General features: G+C 28.1%; 16 protein-coding genes. 5 read left to right on the forward strand and 11 right to left on the reverse strand.

From position 1 onward, the window contains the following. Positions 1–168 precede the first annotated feature (168 nt). Complete coding sequence (locus L1S46_RS22450; protein WP_238901024.1) at positions 169–1,038, forward strand: GNAT family N-acetyltransferase; 870 nt, start codon at positions 169–171, stop codon at positions 1,036–1,038. 120 nt (positions 1,039–1,158) lie between these two features. Next, on the forward strand, positions 1,159–2,526 hold the full coding sequence (gene miaB / locus L1S46_RS22455) for a tRNA (N6-isopentenyl adenosine(37)-C2)-methylthiotransferase MiaB (protein WP_238901025.1): 1,368 nt from the start codon (positions 1,159–1,161) through the stop codon (positions 2,524–2,526). A 724-nt stretch (positions 2,527–3,250) separates the two neighbouring features. On the opposite strand, the gene ybaK is transcribed toward miaB, so the two are convergent. Continuing rightward, a complete protein-coding gene (gene ybaK, locus L1S46_RS22460; RefSeq protein WP_077830492.1) occupies positions 3,251–3,736 on the reverse strand; it encodes a Cys-tRNA(Pro) deacylase in 486 nt (161 codons plus the stop codon). Positions 3,737–4,537: 801 nt separating this feature from the next. On the opposite strand from ybaK, the gene L1S46_RS22465 reads away from it, so the two are divergent. Continuing rightward, complete coding sequence (locus tag L1S46_RS22465) at positions 4,538–5,527, forward strand: tyrosine recombinase XerC (protein ID WP_238901026.1); 990 nt, start codon at positions 4,538–4,540, stop codon at positions 5,525–5,527. A 132-nt stretch (positions 5,528–5,659) separates the two neighbouring features. Here the strand turns inward: L1S46_RS22465 and L1S46_RS22470 are convergent, their stop codons facing one another. From L1S46_RS22470 to L1S46_RS22480, 3 genes are all read right to left on the reverse strand, one after another. Continuing rightward, the gene (locus L1S46_RS22470; RefSeq protein ID WP_238901027.1) at positions 5,660–6,352 is read right to left on the reverse strand and encodes a hypothetical protein; all 693 of its coding nucleotides are present in this window, start codon (positions 6,350–6,352) and stop codon (positions 5,660–5,662) included. 96 nt (positions 6,353–6,448) lie between these two features. Then, positions 6,449–6,883 carry a hypothetical protein gene (locus L1S46_RS22475; RefSeq protein WP_012058770.1) on the reverse strand — a complete coding sequence of 145 codons (435 nt, stop codon included), beginning with the start codon at positions 6,881–6,883 and terminating at the stop codon, positions 6,449–6,451. Between the two features lie 146 nt (positions 6,884–7,029). Further along, on the reverse strand, positions 7,030–7,533 hold the full coding sequence (locus L1S46_RS22480; RefSeq protein WP_017211607.1) for a GAF domain-containing protein: 504 nt from the start codon (positions 7,531–7,533) through the stop codon (positions 7,030–7,032). 247 nt (positions 7,534–7,780) lie between these two features. On the opposite strand from L1S46_RS22480, the gene lexA reads away from it, so the two are divergent. Beyond that, positions 7,781–8,386: a transcriptional repressor LexA gene (gene lexA / locus L1S46_RS22485; protein WP_238901028.1), complete on the forward strand. Its 606-nt coding sequence runs from the start codon at positions 7,781–7,783 to the stop codon at positions 8,384–8,386. A 147-nt stretch (positions 8,387–8,533) separates the two neighbouring features. On the opposite strand, the gene L1S46_RS22490 is transcribed toward lexA, so the two are convergent. From L1S46_RS22490 to mutL, 4 genes are all read right to left on the reverse strand, one after another. Then, on the reverse strand, positions 8,534–9,826 hold the full coding sequence (locus L1S46_RS22490) for a methionine gamma-lyase family protein (protein WP_238901029.1): 1,293 nt from the start codon (positions 9,824–9,826) through the stop codon (positions 8,534–8,536). A gap of 64 nt (positions 9,827–9,890) precedes the next feature. Next, positions 9,891–10,136: an RNA chaperone Hfq gene (gene hfq, locus L1S46_RS22495; RefSeq protein ID WP_012058774.1), complete on the reverse strand. Its 246-nt coding sequence runs from the start codon at positions 10,134–10,136 to the stop codon at positions 9,891–9,893. Between the two features lie 44 nt (positions 10,137–10,180). After that, the gene (gene miaA, locus L1S46_RS22500) at positions 10,181–11,110 is read right to left on the reverse strand and encodes a tRNA (adenosine(37)-N6)-dimethylallyltransferase MiaA (RefSeq protein ID WP_077830487.1); all 930 of its coding nucleotides are present in this window, start codon (positions 11,108–11,110) and stop codon (positions 10,181–10,183) included. A gap of 60 nt (positions 11,111–11,170) precedes the next feature. Beyond that, positions 11,171–13,165 carry a DNA mismatch repair endonuclease MutL gene (mutL, locus tag L1S46_RS22505; RefSeq protein WP_238901030.1) on the reverse strand — a complete coding sequence of 665 codons (1,995 nt, stop codon included), beginning with the start codon at positions 13,163–13,165 and terminating at the stop codon, positions 11,171–11,173. Between the two features lie 381 nt (positions 13,166–13,546). Between mutL and L1S46_RS22510 the strand changes: the two genes are divergently transcribed. Next, positions 13,547–13,702 (forward strand): hypothetical protein, encoded by a 156-nt coding sequence (locus L1S46_RS22510; RefSeq protein WP_017211601.1) that lies wholly within the window; start codon positions 13,547–13,549, stop codon positions 13,700–13,702. Positions 13,703–13,751: 49 nt separating this feature from the next. Here the strand turns inward: L1S46_RS22510 and L1S46_RS22515 are convergent, their stop codons facing one another. From L1S46_RS22515 to L1S46_RS22525, 3 genes are all read right to left on the reverse strand, one after another. Next, positions 13,752–14,915 carry an SAM-dependent methyltransferase gene (locus L1S46_RS22515; protein WP_012058777.1) on the reverse strand — a complete coding sequence of 388 codons (1,164 nt, stop codon included), beginning with the start codon at positions 14,913–14,915 and terminating at the stop codon, positions 13,752–13,754. A 160-nt stretch (positions 14,916–15,075) separates the two neighbouring features. After that, entirely contained in the window at positions 15,076–15,726 is a 651-nt protein-coding gene (gene aat, locus L1S46_RS22520; protein WP_238901045.1) for a leucyl/phenylalanyl-tRNA--protein transferase, read from the reverse strand. A gap of 336 nt (positions 15,727–16,062) precedes the next feature. After that, positions 16,063–16,920 carry a pentapeptide repeat-containing protein gene (locus tag L1S46_RS22525; protein ID WP_238901031.1) on the reverse strand — a complete coding sequence of 286 codons (858 nt, stop codon included), beginning with the start codon at positions 16,918–16,920 and terminating at the stop codon, positions 16,063–16,065. Positions 16,921–17,015: the final 95 nt, after the last annotated feature.

Here is a 17,015-nt window from a genome sequence, read left to right on the forward strand (position 1 = left end):
TGGAATATATAATTTCTAAGAATATTTTCTTAAATAACCATTTGTAAAAATTAGTTATTCAACAACCTATATTCTATATATTAACACATTGTTTAAGTCTATCAGAAGTTGACTATAATTTTTGTAAGATTTATAATTTATTTATTAAAGGGGAAATGAGGAATTTTTATGGTTTTTTTGGAAAAATTATCTTTATTCAATATGAATCATTTCAGGAGATTATATAATAGGAGTGAAGATGCATATTCGTGCGATAAAAGCTTTTTTGAAATTTATGATGATGAATCTTTTGTAGTAAAATATATAATTCGTAAACAAATTAGACTTTTTAGAGTTAATAGTGAATATGTGGGATATATATGGTGCGAATATCCTTCGTATAATGGTTTTAGTAATATATATTCTATATATTTGAAAGATGAATATATACATTTAATTAATTCTAAAATCTTATCATTTTTTAATGCTAGTGCCTTCAGATTCGATATGTTAGCAAACTCAAAGGCTTCTTTTATAATGAAAAAATTAAATTTTGATGTTAATTCTAATAACATTTTAATGAAGATAAGGACAAGCAATATTAAAAATAATTTTTGTGAAAATAGAATATTTTTTAAACACTTTAAAGAAGGACAAGATGAAGAATTAAGATGCAGAATTCAAAATTCGGTTTTTAATGAAAAAAATAGAGTTCCTTTAACGATTGAAGATATATATAGGGAAGAAGAGGAAGACTATTATATAAAAGATTTTGGTGTTTTTATATGTAACAATAATGGACAAGTTGTCGGATATGGTCAAATTATTTTTAATAGAGGATTTTATACTATTGTTAATTTAGGAATATTAGAAGAATACAGAAAACATGGGTATGGAGAGTTATTGGTTAGATATCTTATAGATTTATGTTATAGAAATTCTATAAAAACTGTTTATATAAGAGTAGAAAAGAATAATTTAAAAGCCTTATCTTTGTACACTAAAATTGGATTTAGGGAATATCAATCTTTTATTAGTTGGTATAAAAAAATTAATTAATTAGCGTTAGGAGTTGTCTATGAGTATAACTCCTTTAATTATGCATAATTATAGTCTTTTATTTAGAATTATTATTTGTTATAATACTATAGAAATTGTAATTTATACGGAGGAACAATAATGAACTTTGATATAGAAAAACTAGATAGCCAAATGGCTAGTGATGAAAAAAAATTATTCTTTATACAAACTTATGGTTGTCAAATGAATGAAGAAGATTCAGAGAAACTTTCAGGTATGCTTAAAAGGATGGGGTATGAAAATACTGAGAATAGAGACGAAGCATCTATAATTATATTTAATACCTGCTGTGTTAGAGAAAATGCAGAAAATAAGGTTTTTGGAAATCTTGGCGCTTTAAAAAAGCAAAAGGAAAAGAATCCTGATTTAGTTATTGGAATATGTGGATGTATGATGCAGCAAAAAGGGATGGCTGACGATATATTAAAGAGATTTCCATATGTAAACATAATATTTGGAACTCATAACTCGTATAAGTTTCCTGAATATTTAAATAGAGTTAAAACAGAAGGTGTTCAAATTAAAGAGATTATTGATAAGGAAACTGAAATAGTAGAGGGGATACCTATAGATCGAAAAAGCGATATTAAGGGCTTTGTAACTATTATGTATGGATGTAATAACTTTTGTACATATTGTATAGTTCCTTATGTTAGAGGTAGAGAAAGAAGTAGAAAGCCAGAAGATATAGTAAATGAAATAAAAGATATGGTAACAAGAGGGTATAAGGAAGTAACTCTTTTAGGACAAAATGTTAATTCATATGGAAAAGGATTGGAAGAAAATATTACTTTTGCAGACCTTCTAAGAAAAGTTAATGAAATAGAGGGACTTGAAAGAATTAGATTTATGACTTCTCATCCAAAAGATTTAACTTTAGATGTTGTATATGCTATAAGAGATTGTGATAAAGTATGCGAGCAAATTCATTTACCAGTGCAAAGTGGCTCTGATAGAATTTTAAAAGAAATGAATAGACATTATACAAAGGAACAATACATCACGTTAGCAAAAAAGATAAGAGCTGAAATTCCAGATGTAACATTTTCTACTGATATAATCGTTGGTTTCCCTGGAGAAACTGAAGAAGATTTTAATGAAACATTAGAGCTAGCTAAAGAAGTTCGATATGATGCTGCTTTCACATTTATTTATTCAAGAAGAAATCATACTCCAGCGGATAAAATGGAGAATCAGATAGCAGATGAAATTAAACATGAACGTTTCAACAGATTAGTTGAGATAGTTAATACGGGCATAGCTAAAGGAAATAAGGATGCAGAAGGAAAGATATATGAAGTCTTAGTTGAAGGTTATAGCAAAAATGATGAATCAAAATTAACAGGTAGAACTAGGAACGGAAGACTAGTTAACTTTGAGGGTGGGGAAGACCTAATAGGAAAATTAGTTAATGTAAAAATAGTTAAAGCTAATTCATTCTCTTTAATTGGAGAAGTTGAAAAGTAAAAAATAAATTTATGATTTAAATAAAATGAATTTAAAATAGTCTGTATAGATTCTTAATAGGAGAGGCGTTATAACTTACCCTAATAGATCATACAGACTATTTTATTTAGTTGGTTAAAATAAAAAAATATGAGTAGATACGAACGTTTGTTCTTAAACTATAAAAATAGCATTTTTGTTCAGCATACATATTGTTGCTTTTATAATTTGAAAAAAATATAAATTATAGGTTAAAGAACTTCAATGTGGGGTTTATCAGATGATAAAAATAAAAAATATTTCATGCTGTGATGATATCTTGTGGAATAAATGCCATTTTTATCACCTGAGAACATTTGTTCTATAAAATATAAGAATTAATTTGTTATTTTTTAAAATATATAGATAAACAGCTTAAGGATTAGATTTATTAGATGAATATATTTTCAAATTTACTAAGACTTTAAGTTTGTATATTCACAAGAAATCATAAATATATTTGTGGAGAAAACATTTGAAAATGAGCTTTTAAAGGTTCTTAGCTGTAGGTTATTCCAGCTTAGCTTGTCAAACTGAAAGTTGGAACGTGCTAAAGTGGCTACAACCTGCTGCTTAGAACCTTAAGCGATATTTTCATAGCTTTTCGGAACAAAATATTTATGATTTCGGTAAGTTAGCACATAAATTTAGTTTTAGAGTTGGATATCTATAAAGAACTTATCTTTTGATTGTGACAATTGTTTAATTAGTTTTTGATTATATCTACAAATGAACATTCTATTGCTTTTTTTAGATCATTTGGATTCATTTCTATTTGAGAACCTATTTTTCCTCCACTAAATACAATTGTATCAAATAATAATGCGTTTTCTTGAATAAAAGTTTTAAATATTTTTTTCATACCGAGTGGGGAACAGCCACCTCTAATGTATCCTGTTACTTTGTTTATATCTTTAACATGAATCATTTCTATATTTTTTTCGCCTGCGATTTTGCTGGCTTTTTTCATATCTAATTCTTCAGCAACTGGAATAACAAAAACATAAAATTCTTTAGAATGACCTTGAGTTACTAAAGTTTTAAAAACTTGATTAACGTCTTTTTCTATTTTGTGTGCAACTGCAACACCATCTATCTTACCATCATTATTTTCGTAGCTGTGAGTTGTGTAATTTATTTTATTATTATCTAGAATTCTCATAGCATTAGTTTTTCCTTTTCCTTGAGCCATAATTTCAACATTCCTCCGTAAGTTTTAGTTTATATTCATTACTGATGATTAATGACATTGTTTATTTAAATTATATCATAAAAGCAGATATAGTTTTTTATTTTGAGATTATTTCTATACGTGAATTTTAGATATAAAAATCATCTGAATTTGATCAAAAACTGAGTTTGGTTATTATGAATTTGAACTTTTGTTAAATGTAGAAAATATAGTATTGAATAACGTTCAAATTTATTTTTTTATCAGAATCGAATACTATTTAATGGAAATATAATTGTGAAAAGGTGGGAGAAAACAGTATGTTGATAATTATTATCAATATGTGAAAAAAGAAAAAACTTGATAGTTTTTAAAGTTAATGTTTTTTTATATGAAAAATCATTTATTTTTTTATTTCAAATAAGATTAAAAAATATTACTTTAGAATTTATGATTGAAGTTATAAATTTTGATTAAGTTTTAATGATTAACAATATTCGAGGAACTGAATTATAAAAGTTTAATATAAAGTATTGATGATAAATAGTTTTTAATAAGAAAGCATAGGAATAATTTTGGCGTTCGTTTAAATGAAAAGACTAAAATCATAATAAAATTAACTGAATTATTATAAAAATAGCTAATAATTATTTCGCTAAATATACATTTAGCGAAATAATTGCATAAATTTATGATATTTGATATAATATTTTTAACTTAGTATAAAATTACTTTATTAGAATAAAATTTATCAATGATGATTTAAATTATTAATATCGTAACTTAATTAATAAGAAATTTATAAATAATGCAGGTGAAAAAATGAAATACGATATCCAGGTTCTTAAGAATAATAATCTGCCAGAAAGTTTGGTTGATTTTTTAAATTATTTAGAAACGATTAAAAGTACGTCTATAAATACGATTTATGGATACAGAATAGATTTGACTATCTTTTTTAGATTTATGATGATTTATAAAGGAAAGGTAAATTCCGACTCTGTTGAGTTTGAAGATATAGATATAAGTATTATAGATGATGAATTTTTAAGAGGTATAAAACTTAGAGATCTATATGCGTTTCTTTCTTTTACAGAGAAATATAGAGACAATAGTTCATATGCTAGAGCTAGAAAAGTTGCTACTTTAAAATCTTTTTTTAAGTTTCTTTTTGGGAAAGCTAAAGTGATCACGGAGAATCCTGCTTTTGAGTTGGAATCGCCTAAAATAAATAAGCGTCATCCTGTATACCTTACTCTAAATCAAAGTATTCATCTATTGGAGTCTTTAAATAAAAATGATAAAAACTACTCCAGAGACTATTGCATTTTGATGTTCTTTTTGAATTGCGGAATGAGACTTTCGGAGCTCTGTAGTATTCAAATTGATAAAATTAGAGATGATACTCTTACTATCATAGGTAAAGGAAATAAAGAAAGAACTGTTTATTTAAATGATGCATGCCTTAAAGCTTTAGCAAATTATTTAAATGTACGAGATGATTCTAAGGCTTTGCCGGATAATAAAAAGTTTTTATTTTTATCATCTAGAAATGGTCCTATAAATAAACGTACGGTTGAGATAATGATAAAAAAACATATAACAAATGCAGGGTTAACTGATGATAAATATACTCCACACAAGTTGAGGCACACTGCTGCAACTCTTATGTATAAGTACGGAAACGTAGATATAAGAAGTTTGCAAAGTATATTAGGTCATACAAATATTTCGACTACCCAAATTTACACGCATGTTGACGATGACTCATTAAGAGATGCTGTAAAATCGAATCCTCTTTCAAAACTGTAATTTTATCATTAAAATTTATAATAAAAATGTTACTGCTACTCTCCTACTATGCTTTGGTATTGCTTAAATTAAAAAAAATAAAAGGTTACTTTATTTTCTATCGTAACCTTTTTGTGCTTAATATAAATATTTTTAGTGTTGTGGTCTTAGTGTGTTTCCGTACATTTTTCCAAACTCGTCAACATATGCAGGTTCTTTTCCTTCATAAACGATAAGAGTATTTCCTTTTCTATAATAATAAGGGCTCGCATTGTTATTTGCATTATTGCTGCTAGCATTCATTCCGTTTGGTACGATTCTGTTGATAGCCCATTCTAGCTCTGTTGGAGAATTATACTCGTATATTCTAACTACATCTCCACCTAATAAATAATCAGTTTCATTTCCTTTGAAATAATCATTTTTGTTAGTGTTAGTTGATTCTTTGACATCATATCCGGCATTTGTGAAATCGTTTTTAAAATCGGCAGCTCTGTATGTTGTATCATTAGTAGTTAGACCTGTTCTATCCCTCGTAGTATCTGAAGTCGATCCGGCTACATTGTTTTGATTAGTATCCCCTCCTACAGTTCCATTTCCTGCTGCGCCTTGCATATTTCCGCTAGTTCCACCTTGCATGTTTCCGTCAGTACCATTTTGAGCATTATTAGCGCCAGTACCTGTTCCATCTACACTTCCACTTCTAATGCCATCGTTTGTTATGTCGTTTTGTCTAGTGACATCATTATTTGTTCTTGTTCTTGATATGTTACCACACCCAAACAAAGATATTGAAACCAAAAGAATTGCTGTCAAATTCAACGCTAAAATAGATTTTCGCTTCATAATAATTCATCCTTTCTTGTGAAATCTTCTACGAAATTATTATGTGAAATAAAGCGAAAATCTATGCATTTCTTTAGTGTAGTCTACAAGCTTCTTTTATTCGATTGATTTTTTTAATCTTCTTACTCCAGGATATACTTCTTCTGTCATTTCATCGAGGATCAGATCATCATCTAAACTGATCTCATCTAAATATTCAATATGATCAAAAGCATCTTCGTAAGCGCTGTCTTCAAGATTAAAGTCATTTACGTCAATGTCATTTGATGTTTTTGCAAACTTATTATATATAGATTTTAAATCTAATTTATCTTCGTTAATTTCATGTAATTCATCTTCACTTAAGGATGCTTTTAAGTCATTTAAAAATTCTTCTTCTAGTAATTCGTTCTCTTCTTGTGTTTTCGCAATGTCTTCTATTTTAATGGCTTTTGTATCTATGCCGTTGATTTGCAAACACTTACCACAATTATCACATATTTTATTTTCATAGATATCGCAATAATCATCATCAGTATATTTATATGTCATTTAAAACACCTCATTTTTTTATTATGGAAACTTAATTATACCAAAAACAATAAATTAAATCAAATTTTTTATCGAAGATAGAATATCAATAAAGAATAAAATAATTTAACGTAGATAAATTATTAAATGTAATCTAATTATTTAATCTAAATTATATCATTCCATTCTATATATTTACTAAGTATAACAACAGCCTTTTCTAGGTAAGTCTTTTCTACTTCAGTAAATCTTTCGAATTCTTCACTATCCAAGTCTAAAACTCCAATAAGATTTCCTTCTTTAATTATAGGAATGACTATTTCTGAATTTGAGGCAGCATCACACGCTATATGTCCCTCGAAATTATGTACATCTTTAACAAGTAAAGTTTCTTTTTCTAATGCAGCTTTTCCGCAAACCCCCTTCCCTATTTCAATTTTTGTACAAGCAGGCATTCCTTGGAACGGTCCTAATACAAGAGTATTGTTTTTAACCAAATAAAAGCCACACCAATTTATTCTATCTATAAGTGCATTAATTAATGCTGATGCATTACAAAGCTTTGTTATTGGAGAATCTTCATCTCCTTGAATCAAACCTTCAAGCATTATAAGCATGTTGTCTAATTTACTTTCTGTACTCATGCCTTCAAAAATTTTAATATCAAACATATTTACTACCGCCTCACCTTGAAACTATCGTCCCAAAAAAAATAATTTTATAACCTTAACCTTAGTTATTCTACTATAAAATAATACTACCATTTTTAATTAATTGGAATACTTAGTTAATATATTGTATTCCAATTTAGTGTGTATCTAAACCAAATACATACTACCTATAAACACTTTAGAACACAAGTTTGCTATGTTATATAGTATATGTTATAATTATTAGAAGAATAGTGAGGTGTTTGTAATGTCAGACGAAAAAGATAAGCAATCAGAGATATATGAATTTTTAAAAAGTTATACAGAGAGCAAAGGTTATCCACCTTCAGTAAGAGAAATTTGCGAAGCAGTCTCTTTAAGGTCAACTTCAACTGTTCATGGACATTTAAAAAGATTAGAAAAAAAGGGAATGATTAAAAGAGATCCTTCTAAACCAAGGGCTTTAGAAATAGCAGAACTTTCAATACCGAAGAAAGAAATGATTAACATTCCTATTATAGGCAAGATTACAGCAGGTTTACCAATACTTGCAACCGAAAACATAGAAGACACATTTACGCTTCCATTGGATTTTATAAAACATGATAGAGAATTGTTTATGTTGCGTGTTTCTGGTGAAAGTATGGTTAATGCTGGTATTAGAGATAATGATTTAGCTATTATAGAAAGTGCACAAACGGCGATAAATGGTGATATAGTAGTAGCTTTAATAGAAGATAGCGCTACAATCAAAAGATTTTTTAAAGAAAAAGATCATATTAGACTTCAGCCAGAAAATGATGCTATGGATCCTATAATAGTAGATGATTGCATGATTTTAGGAAAACTTGTAGGTATATTCAGATCATTTTAAACAAATTACTTTGTTATTGATTTCGAAATTATATTATAAGATAGTAAATTAATAGACTATTAAATTTTATGATCTATAAAATTTAATAGTCTATTTTTAATTTTATGCCTACTTACATATTGGGAAGCTAGTGATAAATTAGTGATATTATTTATCAACTTCTAATACTTTGCTCAACCCAATAAGTATTCCAATTTTTCCATGATCAAAGTTTAATCCACCTTGAATATATGCTATATATGGCTCTCTAACTGGTCCATCAGCTGATAATTCGATTGTTGAACCTGAGATAAATGAGCCAGCAGCCATTACGATTTCACTATCATATCCTGGCATTGCCCATGGCTCACACACTGCAAATGCATCTATGGGAGATCCAGCTTGAATACCACTACAAAAATTAATTAATTTTTTAGCGTCGCCAAATTCAATTGCTTGAATTATATCAGTTCTTTTATCTGTTGATGAAGGAAATACCTTAAATCCTGCAATTTCCATTACACGGGCGCAGAATATTGCTGTTTTTACAGCTTCTATTGCCACGTGAGGAGCGGAGAACAATCCTTGATATAAACTCCTCATAAGTCCGTATGTAGCGCCATATTCGCCTCCTACACCTGGTACAGTCATTCTATTAGCAGCTGCATCAACATACTGTCTCTTTCCTACGATGTATCCTCCACCTGGAGCAATACCTCCACCTATATTCTTCATAAGTGATCCAGCCATTATATCTGCACCATATTCTGTAGGTTCAACAGGTTCAATAAATTCTCCGTAACAATTATCCACAAATATAATTACATCTTCTCGTATTTCTCTTATATGCCTAATAACTTCAGCTATTTCAGAAACTAGAAAAGATTTTCTTGAAGCATAACCAGTGCTTCTTTGAATATGTATAAGTCTGATACTTGGATCATTTCTCAATGCTTCTTGAATTTTATCAAATTGAAATTTACCTTTAGTATCTAAATCTACTATATCGGTTTTAATTCCATATTGATCTAATGAACCAGCGTTTTTCTTCTCTGATAGTCCAAGAACGCCAAGCAAAGTATCATAAGGAAGTCCGGAAACACATAAAATCTTATCTCCAGGCCTAACATTACCAGCGATAGCGCATCCAATAGCGTGTGTACCACTAACAAAATGTGGACGGACAAGTCCGGCTTCAGTATTAAAGATATTAGCATATACTTTATCTAATGAGTCACGCCCTAAATCATCAAGTCCATAACCTGTAGTATTTGTAAAGTGAGAGTCGCTAATTTTTTCTAATTGAAATGCTTTCAGTACTTTAAGTTGATTAAATTCTCTAATTTCATCATATTCCTTAAATTGAGCTTCAGTATCAGATAAAGCATGTCTATATATATCAAATGTCCTTTCGCTAATATTATAATTCTTAATTAAAAATTCTTCTGTCTTTTTTAACATATCTAAGTCTCATCCTCCAAAGTTTAGAAATACTCAAAAATAAATAGGCAAAAATGCCTATTTACTAAGTAGTTTCGTATTCGTTATCTGCAAATAAAATTGGTTTAGTTGGCGTTATAGTTGATATTGCATGCTTATATATAAGCATTTGCTTATTATCACAATCCAAAATAACAGTGAAATTATCAAAACCCTTTACAGTACCTTTTAACTGGAATCCATTTACTAAGTGTATTATTATTTGTATTTTATTTTTTCTCGCATTATTTAGAAATATATCTTGTAGGTTGTTTTGTTGCTTATTGACCAAAATATAACACCTCCATAAGTGATTTTATTACTAATATTATAACGCTAGTTCTTTATTATGTCATTAATAACTTTATCTAAAATTTCATCATCACTCATAATATCCTTATCTAAAAACATACATCTTTCATCACGTCTAAACCATGTAAGTTGCCTTTTAGCGTAATTTCGAGATCCTTGTTTTATCATATCTATTGCTTTATCTAGAGTTATTTTACCTTCTAGATAATATAATATTTCTTTGTATCCTATCCCCTGCATAGATTGAATATCTGAATTATATCCCATTTCTTTTAATCTTATGCATTCATTTAGCAAGCCCTTTTCCATCATTAAATCAACTCTTTTATTGATTCTATCATATAATTTTTCTCTATTCATAGTTAGTACGTAATAATATACATCATATTCACTATTGTAAAAATCCAATCCAACATTATATGAGCTAAAAGGCTTATTGGTAAGTTTAAAAACCTCTAACGCTCTGATAACTCTTTTCCTGTTGTTAGCATGAATTTCTTTGTAACTTATAGGGTCAACATCTTTAAGCATTTCATGTATATATTCATTACCCTTTTCTAATGCTAAAGTTTCTAGATATTCTCTATAACTTTCATCTTTTTCTGCTTCTGTAAAAGTCATGTTGCAAGTTAATGAATTAATGTATAAACCTGTTCCTCCTGATATTATTGGAAATTTTCCGTTACATATAATTTTTTCTAATGCTTCTTCGCCAAGTTGCTTAAAATCTGCTACTGAAAAAGGAGTATCAGGTTCTATTGCATCAATTAAGTAATGCTTTATCCCGTTCATTTCATCTTTAGTTACCTTTGCAGAACCTATATCCATATATTTATAGATTTGCATAGAATCAGCTGAAATAATTTCTCCGTTTAAATTTTTTGCTAATTTTATTGAAAGATCAGTTTTTCCTACTGCAGTAGGGCCACCAATAACTAATAATTTTTGCTTCATTATTTTATCCTTTCGTTAATAATTTTAAAGTTTATATTCATTTATAATAATACAAAAGCATTATATTATTCTTTTAAATTTTTTATCAATGTCTATACTTGTAAATTTTATTATTACAGGCCTCCCGTGTGGGCAGTGAAAAGGATCATCTATATATCTTAGATCTTCAATTAATTTAATCATCTCATTCATTTCTAATTTATCATTTCCTTTAATAGCTGCTTTACATGCTTTAGTTGCAATAGCATTATGTTTTACTTCACTTGTTTTTCCGTTTCCTAAATTTTTTAAATTATCAAGTATATCTAGGAACAAGTTTTTAGGATTAAGTCGTCCTAAGAAGTACGGAACTTCTTTTAAAGATAATGAACTTCCACCAAACTCTTCTAATAAAAAACCAGCCTCTCTAAATATGTCTTTATTCTCTTCAAAATAAGAATAATCATCAATACTCAAGTCAATTATACTTGGAACAATAAGAGGTTGAATTATAATAGTACCTTCTTCAATTTCTTTAAGATATTTTTCAAATAATATTTTTTCATGAGCAGCATGCTGATCAATCATGTATAAGGTGCCGTCATACTCTCCTAATATATAAGTTTTATTATATTGACCTATTATAGTAATTGGTGGAAACTTAGCAATAGGATTTGGCTTAATATTTTCGTATTTGTTTTCTGTAATTACGTTTTCTATAGGTTCAGAATTAGATTTTATTTCATCTTCTGCATTGTCACTATAATCATCAACCAAATTTTCTATATATGAATTAGGCTTAAGATCTACAGGAATACTTATAGGCTCTTCATTTTCTTTGTTATAATCAGTGCTTTCCTCAACTATTGTTTTATTAATATTATTCAAGCTTGGATCATATACACTTTTAAGGCTACTCTCGTTATTAGCCTTGAGGTCTTTTCCTTGAGACATTAAAGTCTTTGCTGCAGAACTTGCAAATTTAACCTTTTCTTCTTCTTCTTTTATTTTAAAAGCAATCTCCTCAAATGTTGGGAGCGGTTCTTTTTTTGTATTTTCTTCTTCTTTTATCGCAAAAGTATCAAAAACTTCATTTTTTAATGCAGTATGAACTGCTCCAAAAATCTTTTTGAATATCATTCTTTCATCATTAAATTTTATTTCAGCCTTTGTTGGATGAATATTAACATCTACATATTCGGGATATACTTCTATAAATAATATAAAGAACGGAAATTTATTTACTGTTGAAAATGACTTAAATGCTTGCTCTACAGCTATTGCTAACGCCCTATTTTTTATGTATCTTCTATTTACGAAAATACTTTGATTATTTCTTGATCCTCTAGCTATTTCCTCAGTTCCTACATAACCATAAACAGTTATTAAATCGGAACTATCACTAAAGTAAAGTATATTATCTGTTATAGACTTACCATATATAGTTCTTATTACATCCTTAAGATCTCCATTACCAAAGGTATGTAATACTTTTTTATGATTGTTATACAATTTAAAACTTATTTTAGGATTTGCAAGTGATAATCTTGTTACTATATCATTTATTAATGAACTCTCTTTTGATACAGATTTTAAGAACTTCTTCCTAGCAGGAACATTAAAGAATAGATCTTGCACTTCTAGTATAGTGCCTTTATTTATTCCACACTCTGTTACTTCTGATGCTTTACCGCCCTCAATAGATATTTCATATCCAAAAGCTTCTTCATCCTGCTTAGACTTTAAATTAACTTTACCTACAGATGCTATAGATGGCAGTGCTTCGCCTCTGAATCCAAGAGTATGTATATTATAAATATCTTCTGACTCTTGGATCTTGCTTGTAGCATGCGGAAGAAATGCTTTCGCTATATCATCTTTATAGATTCCGTCTCCATCATCTATTATTCTAATAAGAGAAATTCCACCTTCTTCTATTTCAATGATTATGTTTTTAGAATTTGCATCAATTGAATTTTCAATCAGCTCTTTGACTACTGACGCTGGTCTTTCTACAACTTCTCCTGCTGCAATTTTATTTGCTGTGTCTTCATTTAATATATTTATTCTCTTCAAGATGTCCTTTCCTCCTTTCAATGCTTATGGGCGTAAAATGCAAATGATAAAATCACTTCCAAATAAGCCTTCCTAATGAACACATGAACTTATTTCTAATACATTGTTATTATTACATACTTGTTTAATATATTCAATAATATTGAAATACTGGCATTGGAATGATCTGTAATTCGAATATATCTTTTTGACTATGATTTTTATTGTATACTCTAAATGATTTTAGTATTTCTATTAATATTTCCATTAGAACAATATTATATTTAATTTACATATAAGTAACAATCTAAATACAAAATATATTTACAATAAATAATATTTGCCGATAATATGGTTAAGCTAATATTAGAAATTAAATATTTTCTATAAGGAGGCTTTAATATGAATGATAAAGATTTTTATAATTCAACTAAAAGTGTATCTGATCCAGCATCACAAAATTATAATAAGGTAGTAAAAGAAAAAGCACATCAAGAAAGTCCATTTGGGGAAGCTGAGCCTTCTTCTCATACTGAATTTAAAAAGAAAAGACACTAAAATCATAAATCCACGACAAAAATTAAATTATGTCGTGGATTTATGAACTTTAAATTAAATTATCATTTTTCAATAGATTATATAATGTAGGATTAAAATTAAATTGACCAATTAAATTTTCAACTTCTAATAAAGCTTTTTCTTTTTTATCCTTAGATATATTAGACTTAGAGGCTCTAATCAATATATTTTTAGGAGAATGTGCAATATCAATAAATTCTAAAAGTTGTGTTTTGTATCCTATGCATTCTAAAAGGTTTGCTCTAACAGAATCAGTCATAAGTGCTGCAATTCTTTCTTGAACTATTCCATACTTTGTTAATATAGACAGTGAATCTGTTTTCATCTGGGCGTTAAATTCATGCTGACAACAAGGGACAGAGAATATTAATTTAGCATTCCATTTTATAGCATTATATAATGCGTAATCAGTAGCAGTATCGCATGCATGTAATGTTATTACCATATCAACTTTATTATTATATTTAAATCCATTTATATCTCCAAGTTCAAAGTGTAAATTTTCATAGTTATAACTTTGGGCTATATCATTACATTTTTTTATAACATCGGCTTTAAGATCTAATCCGATCATCTTTACTTTAATATTCTTTATTTCTACAAGGTAATAATACAATACAAAAGTTAAGTAAGATTTTCCACAACCAAAATCTAAAACAGTAAGTTCTTTATAATCATTTTTCTTGATTTCATCATCAATAATTTCAACAAAACGATTAATTTGCTTGTATTTATCATACTTTGAGTTCACTACTTTTCCTTCTTTAGTAAATACACCTAAATCTATTAAGGGTTCAATAATCATACCCTCTTTTAATATATAATTTTTTTCCTTGTTATGAGCTTTATTAAGTGTTTTTTGATTATCACTTTTTTTCTTACTTAATAGAACCTTGCCCTTTTTTGATATTTTTACCTCAAAGCTAGCCGAATTTGACCATGCAGAAATTTGCTTATAATTCGGCTCCACATACTCAATAATTCTTTCTTCCAAAATATCTGTATCAATGTTTTCATGGAACACCTGCTTATCAGTATATTTTTCTATTTGATAGTACGTTCTTTTATCATTTTCTTTGAGATATATAACTATTTTATTATATTCAAAATTTTTATTTGTTTTATTGCTAATAACTAGCTTTATAACATTGTCTTCTATTATTTCTTTAATCGCTTTTTTTAACTCTTCCATACTTCAACTCACCTTATATTCAATAATCTTGTTTACTAACAGTATTAATATGTTAGTTTTAAACCTATTTTTATATTTTATATTAATTTCATCTACAATACTATGATTATTTATAGATAATTTCAATATTAGGAATTTATTATTTACGATGTTTCTTCAGTTATATTATACCTTTTCTTAATAATTCCTTGAATGTAGACCATTCAACAAATTTTCCACCCATACTTTCCAAATGTTTTGTATGCATCTGGCAATCTATAAATATGAAATTTTCGTTTTTTAATTTTTCTGCAAGCTTTATTAATGCTATTTTAGATGCATTACTTACCTTAGAAAACATACTCTCTCCGAAGAAGCATTTTCCTATTTTGACGCCATATAAACCGCCTACTAATTCATTATTAAGGTATGTCTCCACGCTCATTGCATAACCTTTATTAAATAAATTCATATATGCTTTTTTCATATCATTATTAATCCAAGTTCCCTCATTATTATCTTCACGAATATCCTTGCAGTTACTAATTACACCATAAAAATCTTTGTTGAAAGTTACATGAAACATCTCTTTTTTTATAATTTTCTTCATTGATTTAGAAATTTTAATTTCATCTGGTATTAATATAAATCTTGGCTTGGGACACCACCAAAGAATCGGCTCACCTTCGTTATACCATGGAAATATACCATTACAATAAGCTGATATCAATCTTTCTAATGATAAATCTCCTCCGATTGCCAAAAGTCCATCTTTTTCTGAAAGCTCAGGATTAGGAAATATTATCTCATTTGTTAGTCTAAATATGGGCATCATATTCACTTCCTTGTATTTTAATTCTTCTTTTAAAATTATTCTATCATATTCTAATACTTAAATAATTCTTTGCAAAAAAATAAGCTTGTAAAAGCTTATTTTTTTATTATAATCACTCTACTTAGATTTATTATTTAGTTCCTTATATAGGTTCCCAAAAAGATAATTCATTTTATATAAATTTGTTTGGTTATATAAAATTAAAGTTTAAGATAAACTTTAATGAATCAAAGTGTTTAGACTCTATATAACAAATATACAGCCTAGTGTATTATTAAAAATACAAAATACTTTATGATTATAAGATTTTATAAAAATCTAACATTGATTCCTTTACCAAGAAGTTGGACGCACTATTGACTTTGGTAAGATTGTATTAGAATCTCCTTTAGCTGAATTAATCTGAGATTGCGTAATGAATAAGCTATCTTTAAGATTAGCACCTCTAATATCTGCATCACGTAAGTCAGCTCCAATAAGATCCGCATAACTCAAATCATTTCCTCTAAGATCTGCTGCTATGAGAAATGCCCCTCTTAGGTCCGCACCTTTAAGATTAATCTTTTTAAGATCTGCACCAATGCAATCCAATCTGCCAGCAATTGTTTTTTTACGTTTTAAGTTAGTTTTACTGTTACCAAGCGCTTTGGCCCTAACAAATTCGCTTGTTTGCCTGAGTAGCGCATTAACATTATCTCTATGCACCTCTATATCTAAAGTCATAAGGAGGTCGGGTGCTGATTTAGTAATATCTTCTGTTTCAGTTATTAGATCATTTATTTTATTTTTTATCTTTTCATTAGTTTGAATTGATAAAGTTTGTTTTAGATACCACAACATTTCATGAAGCTGCCTCATAATCAAAAAGACTTCATACATTTTATCGGATAATTCGGGATTTTCTCTCCAATTATGTCCAGCATATGTAATTTGAGCAACCTTTTGTCCAGCACCAAAACAGTCGTAAGTTGTACAACCTTTAAGTCCTTTTTTTCTCAAATCTTTATGAATAGAGCAACCAAAATCTGATTGCAAATTTAAGCAAGGCTTTCCAGCGCTTTTATTGTTTGGAAATCCGTCTGAAGCCGAAAAATATAATGCAACACAACAAAAACCAAAGCATTCTTGGCAATTAATTTTTAGATCTTCAAATAATTCTTCTTCAAATGTATTTTCGTTTATATATGTCAAAGTAACTCACCCCGTAATAGTATATATAACACAGTTGTAACTTATAGCAAGTAATTTAGCATTAAAATATTATATTATTTATTTAAAAACTTATG

This window comes from Clostridium sp. YIM B02500, assembly GCF_022324665.1.
Classification (GTDB): domain Bacteria; phylum Bacillota; class Clostridia; order Clostridiales; family Clostridiaceae; genus Clostridium; species Clostridium beijerinckii.